The sequence below is a fragment of the Paracoccus spongiarum genome, assembly GCF_030732095.1.
Taxonomy (GTDB): domain Bacteria; phylum Pseudomonadota; class Alphaproteobacteria; order Rhodobacterales; family Rhodobacteraceae; genus Paracoccus; species Paracoccus spongiarum.
In genome coordinates this window covers 1-14,984 of the sequence record NZ_JAVAMQ010000034.1, presented here as the reverse complement: position 1 = coordinate 14,984, position 14,984 = coordinate 1, and the positions used below count along the sequence as shown (strand labels likewise).

Annotated in this window: 17 protein-coding genes; 9 read left to right on the top strand and 8 right to left on the bottom strand. The window is 61.7% G+C overall.

From position 1 onward, the window contains the following. Positions 1–180, bottom strand: a 180-nt coding sequence (locus tag Q5Y72_RS18670; protein WP_305964915.1) for a hypothetical protein, incomplete at its 3' end; no start/stop codon positions are given. 257 nt (positions 181–437) lie between these two features. On the opposite strand from Q5Y72_RS18670, the gene Q5Y72_RS18665 reads away from it, so the two are divergent. Further along, a complete protein-coding gene (locus tag Q5Y72_RS18665) occupies positions 438–1,598 on the top strand; it encodes a helix-turn-helix domain-containing protein (protein ID WP_305964914.1) in 1,161 nt (386 codons plus the stop codon). A 435-nt stretch (positions 1,599–2,033) separates the two neighbouring features. After that, complete coding sequence (locus Q5Y72_RS18660) at positions 2,034–2,531, top strand: hypothetical protein (protein WP_305964913.1); 498 nt, start codon at positions 2,034–2,036, stop codon at positions 2,529–2,531. A 258-nt stretch (positions 2,532–2,789) separates the two neighbouring features. Here Q5Y72_RS18660 and Q5Y72_RS18655 read toward each other — a convergent pair whose 3' ends face one another. After that, positions 2,790–3,098, bottom strand: coding sequence for a hypothetical protein (locus Q5Y72_RS18655; protein ID WP_305964912.1), 309 nt, complete (start codon positions 3,096–3,098; stop codon positions 2,790–2,792). Between the two features lie 782 nt (positions 3,099–3,880). Further along, complete coding sequence (locus Q5Y72_RS18650) at positions 3,881–4,321, bottom strand: MerR family transcriptional regulator (protein ID WP_260278235.1); 441 nt, start codon at positions 4,319–4,321, stop codon at positions 3,881–3,883. Between the two features lie 88 nt (positions 4,322–4,409). Here Q5Y72_RS18650 and Q5Y72_RS18645 point away from each other — a divergent pair, with 88 nt between their 5' ends. Further along, the gene (locus Q5Y72_RS18645) at positions 4,410–6,683 is read left to right on the top strand and encodes a heavy metal translocating P-type ATPase (RefSeq protein WP_305964911.1); all 2,274 of its coding nucleotides are present in this window, start codon (positions 4,410–4,412) and stop codon (positions 6,681–6,683) included. A 55-nt stretch (positions 6,684–6,738) separates the two neighbouring features. Further along, positions 6,739–7,296, top strand: coding sequence for a methyltransferase family protein (locus Q5Y72_RS18640; RefSeq protein ID WP_305964910.1), 558 nt, complete (start codon positions 6,739–6,741; stop codon positions 7,294–7,296). Positions 7,297–7,360: 64 nt separating this feature from the next. Here the strand turns inward: Q5Y72_RS18640 and Q5Y72_RS18635 are convergent, their stop codons facing one another. Continuing rightward, entirely contained in the window at positions 7,361–9,724 is a 2,364-nt protein-coding gene (locus tag Q5Y72_RS18635; RefSeq protein ID WP_305964909.1) for a heavy metal translocating P-type ATPase, read from the bottom strand. A gap of 100 nt (positions 9,725–9,824) precedes the next feature. On the opposite strand from Q5Y72_RS18635, the gene Q5Y72_RS18630 reads away from it, so the two are divergent. The 5 genes from Q5Y72_RS18630 to Q5Y72_RS18610 all read left to right on the top strand — a co-directional run bounded on the left by Q5Y72_RS18630 (position 9,825) and on the right by Q5Y72_RS18610 (position 11,772). Then, positions 9,825–10,106, top strand: coding sequence for a metal-sensitive transcriptional regulator (locus Q5Y72_RS18630; RefSeq protein WP_101459771.1), 282 nt, complete (start codon positions 9,825–9,827; stop codon positions 10,104–10,106). Next, the gene (locus Q5Y72_RS18625) at positions 10,106–10,429 is read left to right on the top strand and encodes a hypothetical protein (RefSeq protein ID WP_260278239.1); all 324 of its coding nucleotides are present in this window, start codon (positions 10,106–10,108) and stop codon (positions 10,427–10,429) included. Before Q5Y72_RS18630 ends, Q5Y72_RS18625 begins: the two co-directional genes overlap by 1 nt. Positions 10,430–10,522: 93 nt before the next feature. Continuing rightward, positions 10,523–11,002, top strand: coding sequence for a DUF411 domain-containing protein (locus tag Q5Y72_RS18620; RefSeq protein WP_305964908.1), 480 nt, complete (start codon positions 10,523–10,525; stop codon positions 11,000–11,002). A gap of 3 nt (positions 11,003–11,005) precedes the next feature. Further along, positions 11,006–11,461, top strand: a complete 456-nt coding sequence (locus Q5Y72_RS18615) for a c-type cytochrome (protein WP_260278241.1) — start codon at positions 11,006–11,008, stop codon at positions 11,459–11,461. A gap of 38 nt (positions 11,462–11,499) precedes the next feature. Next, on the top strand, positions 11,500–11,772 hold the full coding sequence (locus Q5Y72_RS18610) for a hypothetical protein (RefSeq protein WP_305964907.1): 273 nt from the start codon (positions 11,500–11,502) through the stop codon (positions 11,770–11,772). A gap of 27 nt (positions 11,773–11,799) precedes the next feature. Here Q5Y72_RS18610 and Q5Y72_RS18605 read toward each other — a convergent pair whose 3' ends face one another. The 4 genes from Q5Y72_RS18605 to Q5Y72_RS18590 form a co-directional block, all read right to left on the bottom strand. Then, positions 11,800–12,450, bottom strand: coding sequence for a L,D-transpeptidase (locus tag Q5Y72_RS18605; protein WP_260278243.1), 651 nt, complete (start codon positions 12,448–12,450; stop codon positions 11,800–11,802). 81 nt (positions 12,451–12,531) lie between these two features. Further along, positions 12,532–13,053, bottom strand: a complete 522-nt coding sequence (locus Q5Y72_RS18600; protein WP_165455780.1) for a DUF305 domain-containing protein — start codon at positions 13,051–13,053, stop codon at positions 12,532–12,534. 24 nt (positions 13,054–13,077) lie between these two features. Then, the gene (locus Q5Y72_RS18595) at positions 13,078–13,677 is read right to left on the bottom strand and encodes a DsbA family protein (RefSeq protein ID WP_305964906.1); all 600 of its coding nucleotides are present in this window, start codon (positions 13,675–13,677) and stop codon (positions 13,078–13,080) included. Between the two features lie 28 nt (positions 13,678–13,705). Next, positions 13,706–14,983, bottom strand: coding sequence for a multicopper oxidase family protein (locus tag Q5Y72_RS18590; protein ID WP_305964905.1), 1,278 nt, complete (start codon positions 14,981–14,983; stop codon positions 13,706–13,708). Between the last annotated feature and the right edge of the window lies 1 nt (position 14,984).

Below are 14,984 nucleotides of genomic sequence, written 5' to 3'. Positions count from 1 at the left end.
TCGCATCCGCTGGTTCGCGCGAGAGATATGAGGATGGGTGGCGCCGTTTCCGCCCGGAGCGAGAAACGAAAAAGCGCCCGCGAGATTTCTCTCCAGGCGCACCTCTGCGATGATTGAAGTTTGCGTCAAGGGGGGCAGGGTTGTCAAAGCGTTTTTCGTCTGTATTTCAATCGTGTACACCAAAGCTCTCGGCACGCACCGCTGCGCCGGAAGATCATTCTGGCGAAAGCTGATGCCCAAGGTCTGATTCGGCGCTGTCGACGCGCGTCCTAGGTTCATCAGGGCAAAATGGCACTTATTTTGTCACAAATAGCAGAAGAGCAGCCGAAATCTGGCGTATTTCTGGCCGTCTAGCCACGAAGCGTGACAGAAAATGCCAATTTTACATATACGAAAATGGCACCTAACTTGATGTCGTGGGCTCAAGGGAGGCACCGATGGCGTTCAAGGCAGAACTTCTCAAGAAGAAACTCAAGGAAGAGGGCAAGACGCGCGACGAACTCGCCGCGAAGCTCAAGAAGCACAAGCGTACCGTAAGTCGCTGGCTGGCGGGGACCAATCCGCCCAAGCCCAAGGATCTGGAGGCGATTGCCCGTGTTCTGAACTGCAAGCCTCAGGATTTCGATCCGTTCTTCGCCGACATGGGCATGGGAGAGATCTCGATTCAGGCCCATGTGTCTACGGCTTCCCATAACGCCTACGAGCTGATGCGCTGGCGTTACGGGGTCAGCCAGAAGCAGATCATGGAGCTCGCTCCCGTTCTCTTTGCGATCACGGCGGCACACGCGCTCAAGGTGCCGGATCAGGATGACGCCCTTGAGCGAGAGGCGCGGATGAATGGCCGCCCCAGCACGCAAATGATCGGTGACCACATCGATCGGCAGGCCAGCAAGTTGGGGCGGTGCTTTGGTCTTGAATCGGCAGATCCCAACAACGAGCCCTCTCGAAACTTGTTCGACACCGCTGTCCAGCGGCTCTCTGTCCAGGCCGCAGATCATGTCGATGCCAGGTGGTATGTCGGGGCTGCGCCCGGAGATGTTCCGGGGGCGGCAGGCTTTATCCCTGACACGGACTTCCTCGAAAAGATCACCGGCGGTGACTGGACGCTGATTGAAGCAATCGTCAAGGGACGCATTCGGCTTTCGACGGTTCTCCAGGAGATCGGGGAGCGCAGGGAAGGTACTTCGGTCGAAGTTCTTGCGAGTGCCATCCGCCACGCACATGACGCTCGAATCGAAGAGCAGCGCGAGGCTGGCCTCACGAAGCTGAGGGCTTGGCGGGAATTCTATTCTGCGCGCCACAAGGAGCTGGCCGAGGAATATGACTCGCTCGTCAACCAACACTGCCATGAGGAAGGTTGGTATCCAGAGCGTTACACAGATGACGACCGCATCCAGAGCTGGGTGAACCCCATTCGGGAAGATCGGCACATCAACGAGGATACCCTACCCGTGTACCAGCGACTGAAGGCAGCCAGAACTGAGGATGGGAAGATCACTCTTGTTCTCCCGTTCCAGGATCCCGTCTATCGACGCTTCCAAGAACTTCGGCATCACCGCGCCCAACTGAAAAAGCAGTTCGAGGAGACTTGGTCGTGACGTCGATTTGCGAAAACGAAGTGTTCATGGTCAGCACGCACGCGGCAACTCGCATGGCCCAGCGGGGTATTCGGCGGGCGATCCTTGACCTCGTGGTCCTGCATGGGACCCCGGCAAAAGCCCAGAACGACTGCGAAGAATACATCCTCTCGGAACAGGCGGCTCGGTTTCTTGTCAACACGGGGTATGACCCCCAGACGATCACTGCCGCCACTAAGGTGCGGGCCATCGTGGATCCCTGCGGCACAATCGTGACCTGTTACCACAAGCGGAACGGTCGTGCACGCCCCTCCAGCCGAACATCCCACCTGCGAGATACGAGACACATCTGACCTCTGCTTGGTTTGCAGAGCCGCACATTGTTCGGGCGACAGGTCCACCAAAGGCGTCGCTGTGGCCTCATCTCAAGATTTTCTTTCATCGAAAGGGACAAGCATGCCTGCCACCATCCACCAATCCACGAAATTTGCCTATGCACGCGAACAGTACTTTGCCGTCGCAAGTGGGCACACCCTTCTCCGCCTCACTCTTGGCGCATCTGGCGGGCAGCCCGGCGGCGCAATCAAGACTGCCACGGCGAGCGACCTTGGTGCGCCACCAGTCTTTCGCGATCGGGGCGCGTTGACAAACGCGATGCGCCGGGGCGTGCAGGATCTCGGTGGCAAGGCACAGGATGTGAGCATCGAGGTCGATGCCAAAGGACGCCAGTTCGGGGAGATCGCTTTGGCAGGATCGCGGGAGCAACTCATCGAAGCACTTCACCTGCTCGCCGAACAAATGGAGATCCACCTTTGTCGTCCAATGGATGGTGCCCACGACAGCGGTTACAGCGATCTGCGCGGACTTTACGATGACCTGTGCCATACCGACGGCGAGCCAGTTTACCTCTCGGACGGAGTGTACTTGGGTGCTGATGGGCGCCTTTTCGAATGACCAAGCGGGGAAAGAGAAGCGCCGTCCAAGACCGCCGACAAGAGAACACCGACTTCGTGTGCGTGTTCCGCTGCGCAAGTCGGAGCACACTGTTCGCCAGCCGGTCCTGCTTGCCGGCGCAACTGCAGCCGCGGTACGGCCTCTTGGACAGAACGTACCTGCAGAGCGCCGACGAGACTGCAGTTCGGCACGGTGGGCACGGCCCTGATGATCACGCGCAAATCCGGACGGTCCTGCGTGAACTTCACGGGCTAATCTTCACCAATTTGCGTGCAAGTACGCTGGCATCCCGCCATCAAAGAATTTCCATTCTTTCAACAAGATGCTGAGCGAAACAAAACCTCGTCGGCCAGAATGATCTGGACGCTTCGTGGGACCTTTTAAATTTTTGGGGCATTGGGCTGACCTATGCATGTACTCTTGGACTTGGACGGCACGCTCGTCGACACAAATGCGAGCAAGTTTGACGAAATCAAGTTCGGGCGTGACCGCAATTTCGCCTTGAGCGATATCCCCATTGTTCCCGGCGCCATGAACTTCGTTGCCGAGATCAAGCGTCGCGGGCATTCAGTTGCCATCGTGTCTGACTCACATGCCGCCTATGTGGGCCCGGTATCCGAGAAGGTGTTTGGGACTCCGTGGCTCGCGCTTGCTGACAAGCCGAATACTGCCAGGATGCGTGCCTTCCTTGAGAGCGAGTTCGGATTTCCCCGTCACTCGTTACGGGAGTACCTACGAGCGGGACTTGCTCCTGGAAGTGCGAGACGGCGTCGTGATTGAAACCTCGTTTCGGCACAATAAAGTCGAGGCATCCGATGATGATGACTGGCTGCCCTTCTGAGCTTGCCCAACCATGGTGCCAGATCGCGGTCCGATGGAATCGCTCTCATCGAAGAATTGCTAGGATTACGAAGGACTTCTTTCCCTCTTGCTTCCACAGTGCTTCCACGGGTGTTGGAAACGCAAACGCCGCCCCGGAGGGCGGCGCGTAAGCGTTTGATAACGAGTAATTTTCTGGTTGCGGGGGCAGGATTTGAACCTGCGGCCTTCAGGTTATGAGCCGATCAGAAGGGAAAATCGGAAACCTAACGAATTCAGCATCTTACAAAGTAACCGTTTGATTTTTCGCGATTTCCATTCCGGCGTTCGACCGCATTGAGCGGCTTTTGACAGCACAACCTGCACGAAAACTGCAGCCAAAGGTTGATGTGGCGTTGAGGTGAGCAATTTTCAGTACCATCCATTTCGCTATATGATCACGCAGAACGTGATCCCGCACGAACGCAGCGACGAAAGTGCAAGTTTGACTTGACAGAATTTCGTCCGGCTCTCCATCGATTTGGCTAAGATCAGATTGTCGCCCCGAGGCCAGGGTAACGATGATCGGTCGCGCAAAGCGAATGGTCGCCCAATGCTTCGATGACGCGGCAGTTCGCTATTTTGCCTCCCGCGCATTGCGTCAGAATACGTTGCAGTTCGACCTTGAGCGCGCCCAGCCGCGCAAGACGACTTTCAACCTCGGCCAGTTGCGCGATGACGATGGCGTCGGCCGCCGCGCAGGGCTGGTCAGGCTGGTCCGACAGGCTGAGCAGGTCACGGATCGCCTCCAGCGTGAAACCCAGATCGCGCGCGTGGCGGATGAAGGCCAGCCGTTCCAGCGCCTTTTGACTGTAAAGCCGCTGGTTTCCCGCACTGCGTTCAGCCTCGGGCAAAAGACCGATCTGCTCGTAATAACGGATCGTCGGCACCTTCACACCGGCAGACGCACCCAACTTTCCAATCGTCAGCATGAGATTCCCCTTGAAGCTCTAGTTACTAGAGACATTAGGTTCTCGAATCGATGAAGGCAACTTCCCGATCCGGGGCGAGGATAACGACATGACAACTACAGATCCCAACAGCGGAACAGCCTGCGACTGGACAGTCTCGGGCATGGATTGTGGATCCTGTGCGACCAAGATCAAGGATGCCGTGACACGCCTGCCGGGCGTCAGCGGCGTTGAAATTGGCATCATGACGGAACGGCTTCGCCTGACGCTGGACGAAACACAGACCGATCGCGACAAGGTCGAAAAGGTGGTGAAATCGCTTGGTTATGGAATCGCGCCGCGCGCGGCAGGGGCGAAGAAGGACTTTGTCATGCCCGCCATGAGCGATGCGCCGGCAGATGGCCATGACCATGCCCATGACCATGATCGGAATGATGCCGCCGCAGCGGCGCGTGACGACAGCGGTCATGGCAGCCCTGGCCATGTGCATGACGACCCTGCCGACCGCGGCAAGCGATGGTATCAGACCCGCAAGGGCAAGCTGGTAATCTTTACCGCGATCCTTCTGGGTGTCGCCTGGATCATCGAATTGCTGGCGCCGCAGGTCGGCAAATGGGCTTTCGTCGCGGCCTGTCTGATCGGCGTGGCGCCGGTTGCGAAACGCGCCTTTGCAGCTCTGCGTCTGGGTCAGCCCTTTACAATCGAAAGCCTGATGACGGTCGCGGCCATTGGCGCCTTGTTCATCGATGCTGCGGAAGAGGCGGCATTGGTAGTGTTCCTGTTCGCGGTTGGCGAAGTGCTGGAGGGTGTGGCAGCCGGCAAGGCGCGCGATGGCATCCGCGCGCTTGCCGATCTGGTTCCCAAGACAGCGCTGCTGTTGGCAAACGGGACAACGCAGGAAGTCCCGGCATCAAGCCTTGCTGTCGGGCAAATGGTGCTTGTCCGTCCGGGCGACCGCATCCCCGCAGATGGCGAGATTGCCGAGGGCACCTCGGGCGTAGATGACAGCCCCGTTACCGGCGAAAGTGTTCCTGTCACCAAGGGGCCGGGCGACCCGGTCTTCGCCGGCTCGATCAATACCGAGGCCGCGCTACGCGTGACCGTCACCAAAGCTGCAGAGGATAACACAATCGCCCGCATCATCCGGCTGGTGGAAGAGGCTGAGGTCGCGCGCGCGCCGACTGAACGCTTCATCGACCGCTTCAGCCGCTGGTACATGCCCGCTATCGTTACTGTCGCGGCGCTGGTTGTTCTGGTGCCGCCGCTGGCATTTGGCCAACCTTGGGACACCTGGATCTATCGCGGTCTGGCGCTGCTGCTGATCGGCTGCCCCTGCGCGCTGGTCATCTCGGTTCCGGCCTCAATCGCCTCGGCGCTGTCCACGGGCGCACGGCGCGGGATGCTGATGAAGGGCGGTGCGGTGATCGAGGCGGCGGCCAATGTATCCCGTGTCGCCTTCGACAAGACCGGCACCCTGACTCATGGGCGTCCGGTGGTGACGGATGTTGTCGCTTTCGGCGCGACGACCGAGGCCGAGTTGCTGGCAGTGGCGGCGGGGGTCGAAACCGGCTCCAGCCACCCGCTGGCCGTCGCCATCCTGACCAAGGCCGATGAGGCGGGCATCGAAGCGCTGCCGTCACGCGATGCGAAAGCACTGTTGGGCAAAGGGGTGATCGCCACGGTCGGCGACGCCTCCGCTTGGGTCACCTCGCCGCGGTATGCGCTGGAAAATGGCGGGATCGACCAGTCTGACCTGCAGCTTGCCACGGCATTTGAGGAAGATGGCAAGACCGCTGTCGCCGTCTTCCGCGAAAAGACCCCGCTCGGCCTGATCGCCATGCGCGATGAGCCAAGACAGGACGCAGCCGAAGCGATTCGTCAACTGACAGAGATGGGCGTGACCTCCGTCATCCTGACCGGGGACAATCCGCGCACGGCGGCCGCGATCGCCGGCGGGCTGGGCATGGAGTTTCGGGCCGACATGATGCCTGAAGACAAGCTAACCGCGATCCGTGAAATGGGCGAGCAAGGCGGCGTGATGATGATCGGGGACGGCATCAACGACGCGCCGGCCCTGAAACAGGCAAGCATCGGCGTGGCCATGGGATCAGGCACGGATGTGGCGCTGGAAACCGCAGATGCCACGATCCTTCGCGACCGGGTCACGGACATCCCCGCGCAGATCCGGCTTGCCCGCACGGCCATGGGAAATATCCGCCAGAACATCACCATCGCGCTGGGGCTTAAGGCGGTGTTTCTTGTGACCTCGGTTCTGGGGATCACCGGGCTGTGGATCGCGATCATGGCCGATACCGGGGCGACGGTTCTGGTTACGCTGAACGCGCTACGGCTGTTGCGCTTCAATCCTGAACGCGAGGCATGACGCCGTGATTTCCGCTTTCGGTTGGGCGGTGCTTGCCCTGCTTGCCGCTTACCTCATGCTTTTCTTTTTCGGCAATGCCATGGCGGCGCGAGCCGCCGGGCGGCCGGTCTGGCTGTTCTCGCGGGCGAAACGGCGCGACTGGTGGGCGGCGCTGGGCTTTCGGGCGGCCTTCGCTTTGGCGCTTCTGGGGCCACTGCTGTGGGGTGCCTTTCCCACGCTGCATAACCTTGACCCCTTCTGGATCGAAGGACAGGCGCTGGCGCTTGGCGGGGTCGGTGTGTTTCTGGCCGGCATCGGCGCGATGGTTGCCTTTGCTGCGCAGATGTCGATGGGCGCTTCATGGCGGGTGGGTGTCGCTGACGGTGCCACGGGTGCGCTTGTCTCGGGCGGGCTCTATCGGTTCAGCCGCAACCCGGCCTTTTTCGGGCAGTTCATCCTGCTTCTTGGCACAGCCCTTGCCATCCCTTCGCTGCCGACACTTCTCGCGCCGCTGCTGTTTCTGTGGTCGGCCACGGCGCAGGTCCGGTCCGAGGAGGACGTCCTTCGGCAAGCCCTGGGGGCAGAGTATGACGCATACGCGGCATCTGTTCCGCGCTGGATCGGGCTACCATAATCTCTTCTCGACCAATTACCTGAATCACACGATCAATTATGCCACTTGCGAATGTCCGGACGGATCACAGCTCGACCCGTTTCAGCCGCAGCGCATTGGCGATGACAGAAACCGAGGACAGCGACATGGCCGCTGCAGCGATCATCGGCGACAGCAGCAGGCCAAAGATCGGATAGAGCAGCCCCGCCGCAACCGGGATGCCGGCGGCATTGTAGATGAACGCGAAGAACAGGTTCTGTCGGATATTGCGCATGGTGGCCACGGCGAGCTTGCGGGCGCGGACAATGCCGGTCAGGTCGCCGCCCAGCAGGGTCAGCCCTGCGCTATCGACCGCCACATCGGCGCCGGTGCCCATGGCGATACCGACATCCGCCGCAGCCAGCGCTGGTGCGTCGTTTACCCCGTCCCCCGCCATGGCGACCTTGTTCCCCTTACCGCGCAGCCCGTCGATCAGATCCTTCTTTCCCTCGGGCAACATCCCGGCGCGGACCTCGTCGATGCCCAAGCGGCTTGCCACGGCCAGCGCCGTGCGCTCATTGTCGCCGGTTGCCATGATCACCTTGATGCCCAGATCGTGCAGGTCACGTATTGCCGCCTCGGCGGTGGATTTGATCGGGTCGGCCACGGCGACCAGACCGGCCAGCCCGCCATCCAGCGCCACGAACATGGCGGTCTTGCCCTCGCCGCGCAGGCGATCGGCGGTCTTCTCGCCCGTGTCGCAGTCGATGCCGAGCGATGTCATCAGCGCATTATTGCCAAGCGACACATCCCGGCCATCGACCTTGCCGATCACCCCCTTGCCGGTGATGGCCTCGAACTCCTCGCCATTGCCAAGGCTCAACCCACGCGATTTCGCGCCTTCGACAATCGCCTCAGCCAGCGGGTGTTCGGAGGCGCGTTCCAGCGCAGCGGCAGCAGCCAGCAACTCATCCTCGGGCACGTCGCCGAAGCTGGTCACATCGGTCAGGGCCGGCTTGCCTTCGGTCAGCGTGCCGGTCTTGTCGACGATCAGCGTGTCCACATCTGCCATCAGTTCCAGCGCCTCGGCATTCTTGACGAGCACGCCGGCCTGCGCCCCGCGCCCCGCCGCCGTGGTGATGGAAATCGGCGTCGCCAGCCCAAGCGCACAGGGACAAGCGATGATCAGCACCGAAACCGCCGAGGCAATGGCGAATACATAGGACGGGCTGGGGCCAAAGATCAGCCAGACGACAAAGGCCAGAATGCCGATCACCACCACCGCCGGCACAAAAATCGCCGAAACCCGGTCGGCCAGCCCCTGAATCGGCGCTTTGGAACGTCGCGCGCCGGCGACCATCTGGACGATCTGCGACAGGACCGTGTCGGCGCCGACATCGGTGGCGCGGATCGCCAGCGTGCCGTTCTTATTAATCGTGCCGCCGGTCACGCGGTCGCCCTCGGTCTTCTCGACCGGCACCGGCTCGCCGGTGATCATGCTTTCATCGACGGAAGAGCGGCCCTCGACCACCTCGCCATCGACCGGCACGCTGTCGCCAGGCCGCACGCGCAGCATGTCGCCCGCCATGATGTTTTCCAGCGGTGCATCGTATTCCGTACCATCGGGCAGGATACGTCGGGCAGTCTTGGGCGCCAGATCCAGCAGCGCCCGGATCGCATCGCCGGTGCGTTCCCGAGCCCGCAGTTCCAGGACCTGCCCGACGAAGACCAGCGCCACAATGACCACGGCTGCTTCGTAATAGGTGCCGACGACCTCGCCCATTCGGTATTCCTCGGGAAAGATTCCCGGCAGGAAGGTGGCGGAGAGCGAATAGAGATAGGCCGCGCCGACACCCAGCGAGATCAGCGTCCACATGTTCGGCGAGCGATTTTTGAAGGAATCCAACCCGCGCTGAAAGAAGGGCCGCGCCGCCCAGAGCACGATGGGCGTGGCCAGCAGGAACTCCAGCCAGACGGCGGTGCGGTGCCCGATCCAGTCGCGGACCGGAATGCCCACCATCTCGCCCATCGTCAGGATCAACAACGGCACCGCAGCGGCCACGCTGACCCAGAGCCGCCGGGTGAAATCGGTCAGTTCATGGCTGGGTTCGTCCGAGGGAATCATCGGCTCCAAGGCCATGCCGCAGATCGGGCAGGCGCCGGGTTCGTCGCGGACGATCTCGGGATGCATCGGGCAGGTCCATTGCGTGCCCGCCGGGGCGGTTTTTTCGACCTTGGCCGCCGCGCCCGAGGCGTAGAACCACGGATCGCCGTCGAATTTCGACTGGCACCCGTCCGAGCAGAAATAGAAGGTCTGTCCCTCATAGTCGCGGTGCCGGGCCTCGGGCTTTATCTTCACCTGCATCCCGCAAACCGGATCGATGGCCTTGCCGGAATCAGCCTGTGCCTGTGCGCCACCGTGTGTCCCGTGATCGTGATGCCCATGCGAATGATCGTGCTTGTGGTCCATGACTCTCTCCCGGCAGATACCTATAGGGGGTATATCAGGCTTGCTCTATACCCCTTGAGGGTATAGCACAAGCCGCGGATGTTGAAGATCGGAGCCCTCCTTGGCGCATGACAAGCAGAACCGAGACGCGATCCTGAAGCGGCTTTCCCGCCTGAACGGTCAGGTGCAGGGCGTCTCGCGCATGGTCGAGGATGGGCGCTATTGCGTCGACATCCTGAACCAGACCGCCGCCATCCGGTCTGCCCTGCGCGGCGTCGAACGCTTGCTGATCGAGGATCACGCGCGAAGCTGCATGGAAGACGCGATCCAATCCGGCGATCAGGACCGTCAGCGGGTGATGTTCCGCGAGGTCGTCGAACTGATGGAAAAGGTGCGCGACTGATGCGGTTCCTGCTGTCGGCACTGCTTGTCGTCATGCTGGCGGTGACGATGCCACTGGCCCTGACCGGCGCCGCCTCGGCGGAGGCATCGTCGATGGCCTCGACGGCCGAAACATCCGCGTCGCCAGTCGCGCATGAATGCTGCACCACGCAGCCGGATTCTCCACATGGCGACTGTGCGGCCTGTGCCGACATCGGCAATGCCGAAATCACGTCCAACGCGGCCCGCTTGTCACGCCGAATCCGACACTTTCCCCCGCTGCAAGATATGAAAACCGCCAGGCCGCGCTTGCCGCGGCCCCCTCCGCGATCCGCTGCTCTCTGACGCCACATGGCCCGAGGGGCCACAAGCCGATCAACTGCGCGACGAGAGGGGCGAATGACCCTACGGCGCGTAATATCCTGAAGGACATCAGAAATGAGCAATTCCAATTTCTCGCGTCGCGGGGCGATCCTTGCGGTCGCAGCGATGCTGTCGACAACCTCTACACTTGCCTTTGCCACCATCGGTTCGGACGAAAAGCCGAACCTGCTGAGCATCACCAAGGACCCCGGCTGTGGCTGCTGCGGCGCCTGGGCCGATCTGGCCATCGAGGCGGGGTTCGAGGTCGAGACGACCGAAACCAGCGATTATGTCGGCATGAAGCGCGACGCCGCTGTGCCCGAAAACCTGTGGTCCTGCCACACGACCCGGATCAGCGGCTATATCGTCGAGGGCCATGTGCCCTTCGCGGCCATAAGGCAGCTTCTGGAAAAGCGCCCCGACATCACCGGGATCGCCGTGCCGGGGATGCCCGCCGGATCGCCGGGAATGGGCGGCGGGGTCGAGGCCACCGCCGAGGTCATCGCCTGGGGCGGCATTGCCGGCGATGGGCGCGCCTTTCCGCTGGACGGGTAGCAGATGACGCGCAACGCACTCATCCTCATCGCAGCGGTCGGGCTGGCCGCTGCGATCCTGATCCTCTGGCGCGGCAGCGCGGCGACTGAGACAGCCGCGCAGGATCAGGCCGTGATCGCGCTTGGCCAGCGGCTCTACGCCGAAAACTGCGCCAGTTGCCACGGCGCCGATCTGGAAGGCCAGCCGGACTGGCAGACCCCGCTGGAAAATGGCCGCTATCCGGCGCCCCCGCATGACGAGACCGGCCACACATGGCATCACGCCGACCCGCTGCTGGAACGGATCATTCGCGACGGCACGGCCGCCGTGGTCGGCGATGGGTATGAAAGCGACATGCCCGGTTTCGGCGATGTCATGAGTGACGCCGAAATCGCCGCAGTTCTGGCCTATATCAAATCGACCTGGCCCGAACGGGAGCGCGCAATCCAGAGCCGCATGACCAGCAACAGCGCGCCTTGACAACCCGGCGTGTCACCAAGATAGCCAAGGAGTTTCCCATGCAGAAAAGAACCGCCGCCATATCCTTGACGCTTCTGGTCCTCGCCGGATGCGCGGCTCAGGCGCCCGACGTCGCAGCCGAGGCCGCGTCCCCCTATCCGATCCCGGAGGAAGTCGTCGCCGTCGCCGGCCCCAATCAGGACCTGACGACGGCACGGCTTGACCCGGCGGACGATTGCTACTGGTATTATCACGCCGGGCCGGTCGAAACGACGCTGGTGCCGCTGCGCGCCGCGAACGGCAACCAGATCTGCAACGTGCGCGCGTCCTGACGCCAGGCATTACCGGAAGGCACGCGACTAGCTGACGGCCGACACGCTGCCTACCGGCGAATAGAGATATGCGGTCGCGCCGATCTGGACCCGCGGATACAGTTCGTTGATGTGGGCCATGACCATGCGGACGCAGCCGGAACTGGCGCGGCTGCCGATCGAGGTTGGAAACGGCGTGCCGTGAATGCGCAGATAGGTATCGCGGTCGCCGAGATAGAGATACAGCGCACGCGAACCCAGAGCGTTCCGAGGGCCGGGTTCCATGCCGTCCTCATATTGCGCATAGACCTCGGGTTCGCGCTCGATCATGTTGCGCGTCGGGGTCCAATGCGGCCATTCGGCCTTGCGTTTGATCGTATAGGTGCCCGGCTCGTAAAGATCGCCCCTGCCGATGGCCACGCCGTAACGCATCGCCGTGCCGCCCTCTTCGATGTGATAAAGGTATCGGGCCACCGCATCGACATGAATGTCGCCCGGCACCAGCCCTGCGTTCGCAGTGACTCGCTGCGGCAGGTAACGCGCGTGCAGTCCCCAGGGATTGGGACCACCGGCCTCGACCTCGGCATCCCAAGCGGCCTTTTGCGCCGTGTCGGGCCAGGTTGAGGCCATGACCGGCGTGGCGGCGGCCGCCGAAAACAGCGCCGTCGTCGTGCGGATGAAATGTCTGCGTGTCAGCATGTGATTGCTCCTTGTCCTTTCCTTGTATCTTCAGATGGAAGCGGCAAGCGCAGCGACTTCTGCGATTGCCGTGCCGAATCTTCAGCGCCCATCGACCTCTGGCGTCGCCGCTGGCCCGCCTTCCAGATCGGCGATCAGCGCCTTCATCTCCGCGATTTCCAGAGTCTGCGCCTCGATGATGCTGTCCGCCAGCGCCCGGACGCGAGGATCCGAGATATCCGCACGGGTGGATGTCAGGATCGCAATGGAATGATGCGGAATCATCGCCTTCATCCAGGCGGTATCATCGACCGTTGCCTGACTGCGGACCAGAAACAGGCCAAGCGCAAATGCCAGAATCGAAACGCCCGCGACGATCAAATTGGCACGCGGACTGCGATACATCCCCAGCATGAAGGCCAACATGATCAGCGCCATGGCACCGCCCATGTAGAGCGCCATCCACATCCGGGTCTGGCTGAAAAAGACGTGATCGATCGCCCAGGTGTTCAGATACATCAACCCGAACATGATGACCGTCGAGGTGACGATCATCGCCGCAAAACGGCCATAGCTTCCGCCGCTCAGGCTTCCGTGGCTGTTGTGTTGATCAGAATGATCCATGACGTTGTCCTTTCGTGAAATATGTCAGTTGCGCCGCGCGGCGGCGACAAGTTCGGCCAGTTTCGCTGACGAAATGGCGCCAAAGCGCGAATCCGATCCGGCGATGAAGGTGGGTGTGCCGACAAGCCCCATCGCCTCGGCCAGCGCATTGGACTTCTGGATATGTTGGGCAATCTCCAGGCCGCCCATATCGCGCTGCAACTGCTGAGTGTCTAAACCCATGGATCGCGCGACACGCAGGACGCTGGCCCTTTCGGCCCGGGGTTTCTGACTCAACAGGACGCGATGAAAGTCGGCGTAGCGGCCCTGCTTGCGTGACGCCAGCGCCGCGCGGGCCGCGAAAACCGAACCCTCGCCCAAAACCGGCCATTCCCGCATCACCATTCGCAAGCCGGAATCGGCTCCTAACACAGCATCCACCACCGGCATCATCGCGCGGCAGAATTGGCAGTTGTAATCGAAGAACTCGATCAGTGTCGCATTGCCCTCAGGATTGCCAAAGATCGGCGCATTCGCGTCATGTTCAAGCTGCCTGCGGAATTCGGGTGGCAGCGAATGCCCGGCCCACGCCAGACGAGGAGCAATGGCCATCGTCGGAGCCGCGAGCGCCAGGGTCAGGATCATGCGTCGCTGATACATGGTGCTTCCTCCCTCACGCCGAGACCGAGAAAGTCGTCATCATGCCGCTGGCAAGATGCGGCATGTGGTGACAATGCAGCATCCACTCCGCCGCCTCGCCCGCATCCAGCGCCACCGTGACCATTGACATGGGCGGCACATAGACCGTGTCGCGCAAAGCACCGGCGAACCGCTTGCCATTGAGGGCGACGACCTGAAAATGATGGCCGTGCAGATGCATCGGATGGCCCATCATCGACATGTTGTGAAACATGATCTCGACCCGCTGACCCGATTTGGCCGCAACCGGAATTCGGTCCTCGAACACACGGTCATTGATGGTCCAGCGATAGGGCTGCATCTGCCCGCCCAGCATCACCATGGGTGAGGCATCGGCAGCACGTTCCGTCAGCGGAGCAACGGCCCGCAAGGCGGCTTCCTGCGCAAGGTCGATATCGAATGCAGGTGCCGCATCGTCGGCCATTCCGAGAATGACCGGCACGTTGGCGCCAGAAGTGGCAAGGATAAGGCCGGTGCGCTCATGCGCGCCTTCGCGCAGAGCAAGGATCGGCCAGGCGCCGCCTCCGGCGGGCAGGTCAAGTTCGATATCCAGGCGCTGACCCATGGCCAGACCGAAGCGTGTTCCCGGCAAGGGCTGCACCGGCTGGCCATCCACCGCGACAAGCCGGCCTGGTACCTCGCCGCTGTCGATCCAGAACACCGTGGCAGCAGCCCCATTGATGACCCGCAAAAGGATGCGGCCACCCTTTTCCACCTGCACGACCTCGGGGTCGCCCAGGGTGCGGTCATTCGCCAGATAAGCGTCGAAATCGAAATCGTTGAGGTCCATCTGCATCCCGGCCATACCGGACATGGACATGCCGCCCATTTCCGACATCCCGTTCATGGCCATACCATCGCCCATGTCATGACCGGCATGAGGATCGGCTGGTTGCGACATTTCGGCTTCGGCGGCCTCTTCATGCCCCTTTCCCGAGCGAATTTCGTCCAGCACCTCTTCCGGCGAGCGGAATGAAAAGTCATGCAGGAACATGGTGACCTCTTGCCGATCAGCTCGCCGATCCCCGGGGCGGCGGACGATCAGGGGTGCGGCCAGTAACTGCATCTCCTGAATGGGCACATGGCTGTGCATCCAGTGCGTGCCTGCTGCGGCCTCAAAATCATAGCCACGCGTCTCTCTTGGCTGCAGCAGCGGCATCGGCATATCGGGAACGCCGTCCTGCGCGTTCGGCGGGATCTGTCCATGCCAATGAATGATCGTCGGCTCGGTCAGATCGTTGGTCAGGTCCAGA

Bases quoted from the DNA above. Each gene is read 5' to 3' on its own strand.
- Q5Y72_RS18665 (WP_305964914.1), top strand. From the start codon at position 438: ATGGCGTTCAAGGCAGAACTTCTCAAGAAGAAACTCAAGGAAGAGGGC.
- Q5Y72_RS18620 (WP_305964908.1), top strand. From the start codon at position 10,523: ATGAGCAATTCCAATTTCTCGCGTCGCGGGGCGATCCTTGCGGTCGCA.
- Q5Y72_RS18605 (WP_260278243.1), bottom strand. From the start codon at position 12,450: ATGCTGACACGCAGACATTTCATCCGCACGACGACGGCGCTGTTTTCG.
- Q5Y72_RS18610 (WP_305964907.1), top strand. From the start codon at position 11,500: ATGCAGAAAAGAACCGCCGCCATATCCTTGACGCTTCTGGTCCTCGCC.
- Q5Y72_RS18650 (WP_260278235.1), bottom strand. From the start codon at position 4,321: ATGCTGACGATTGGAAAGTTGGGTGCGTCTGCCGGTGTGAAGGTGCCG.
- Q5Y72_RS18615 (WP_260278241.1), top strand. From the start codon at position 11,006: ATGACGCGCAACGCACTCATCCTCATCGCAGCGGTCGGGCTGGCCGCT.
- Q5Y72_RS18655 (WP_305964912.1), bottom strand. From the start codon at position 3,098: ATGCCCGCGACGCTTGATCTCGGCAACGAAGTTCATGGCGCCGGGAAC.
- Q5Y72_RS18625 (WP_260278239.1), top strand. From the start codon at position 10,106: ATGCGGTTCCTGCTGTCGGCACTGCTTGTCGTCATGCTGGCGGTGACG.
- Q5Y72_RS18645 (WP_305964911.1), top strand. From the start codon at position 4,410: ATGACAACTACAGATCCCAACAGCGGAACAGCCTGCGACTGGACAGTC.
- Q5Y72_RS18635 (WP_305964909.1), bottom strand. From the start codon at position 9,724: ATGGACCACAAGCACGATCATTCGCATGGGCATCACGATCACGGGACA.
- Q5Y72_RS18595 (WP_305964906.1), bottom strand. From the start codon at position 13,677: ATGATCCTGACCCTGGCGCTCGCGGCTCCGACGATGGCCATTGCTCCT.
- Q5Y72_RS18640 (WP_305964910.1), top strand. From the start codon at position 6,739: ATGCTTTTCTTTTTCGGCAATGCCATGGCGGCGCGAGCCGCCGGGCGG.
- Q5Y72_RS18600 (WP_165455780.1), bottom strand. From the start codon at position 13,053: ATGGATCATTCTGATCAACACAACAGCCACGGAAGCCTGAGCGGCGGA.
- Q5Y72_RS18660 (WP_305964913.1), top strand. From the start codon at position 2,034: ATGCCTGCCACCATCCACCAATCCACGAAATTTGCCTATGCACGCGAA.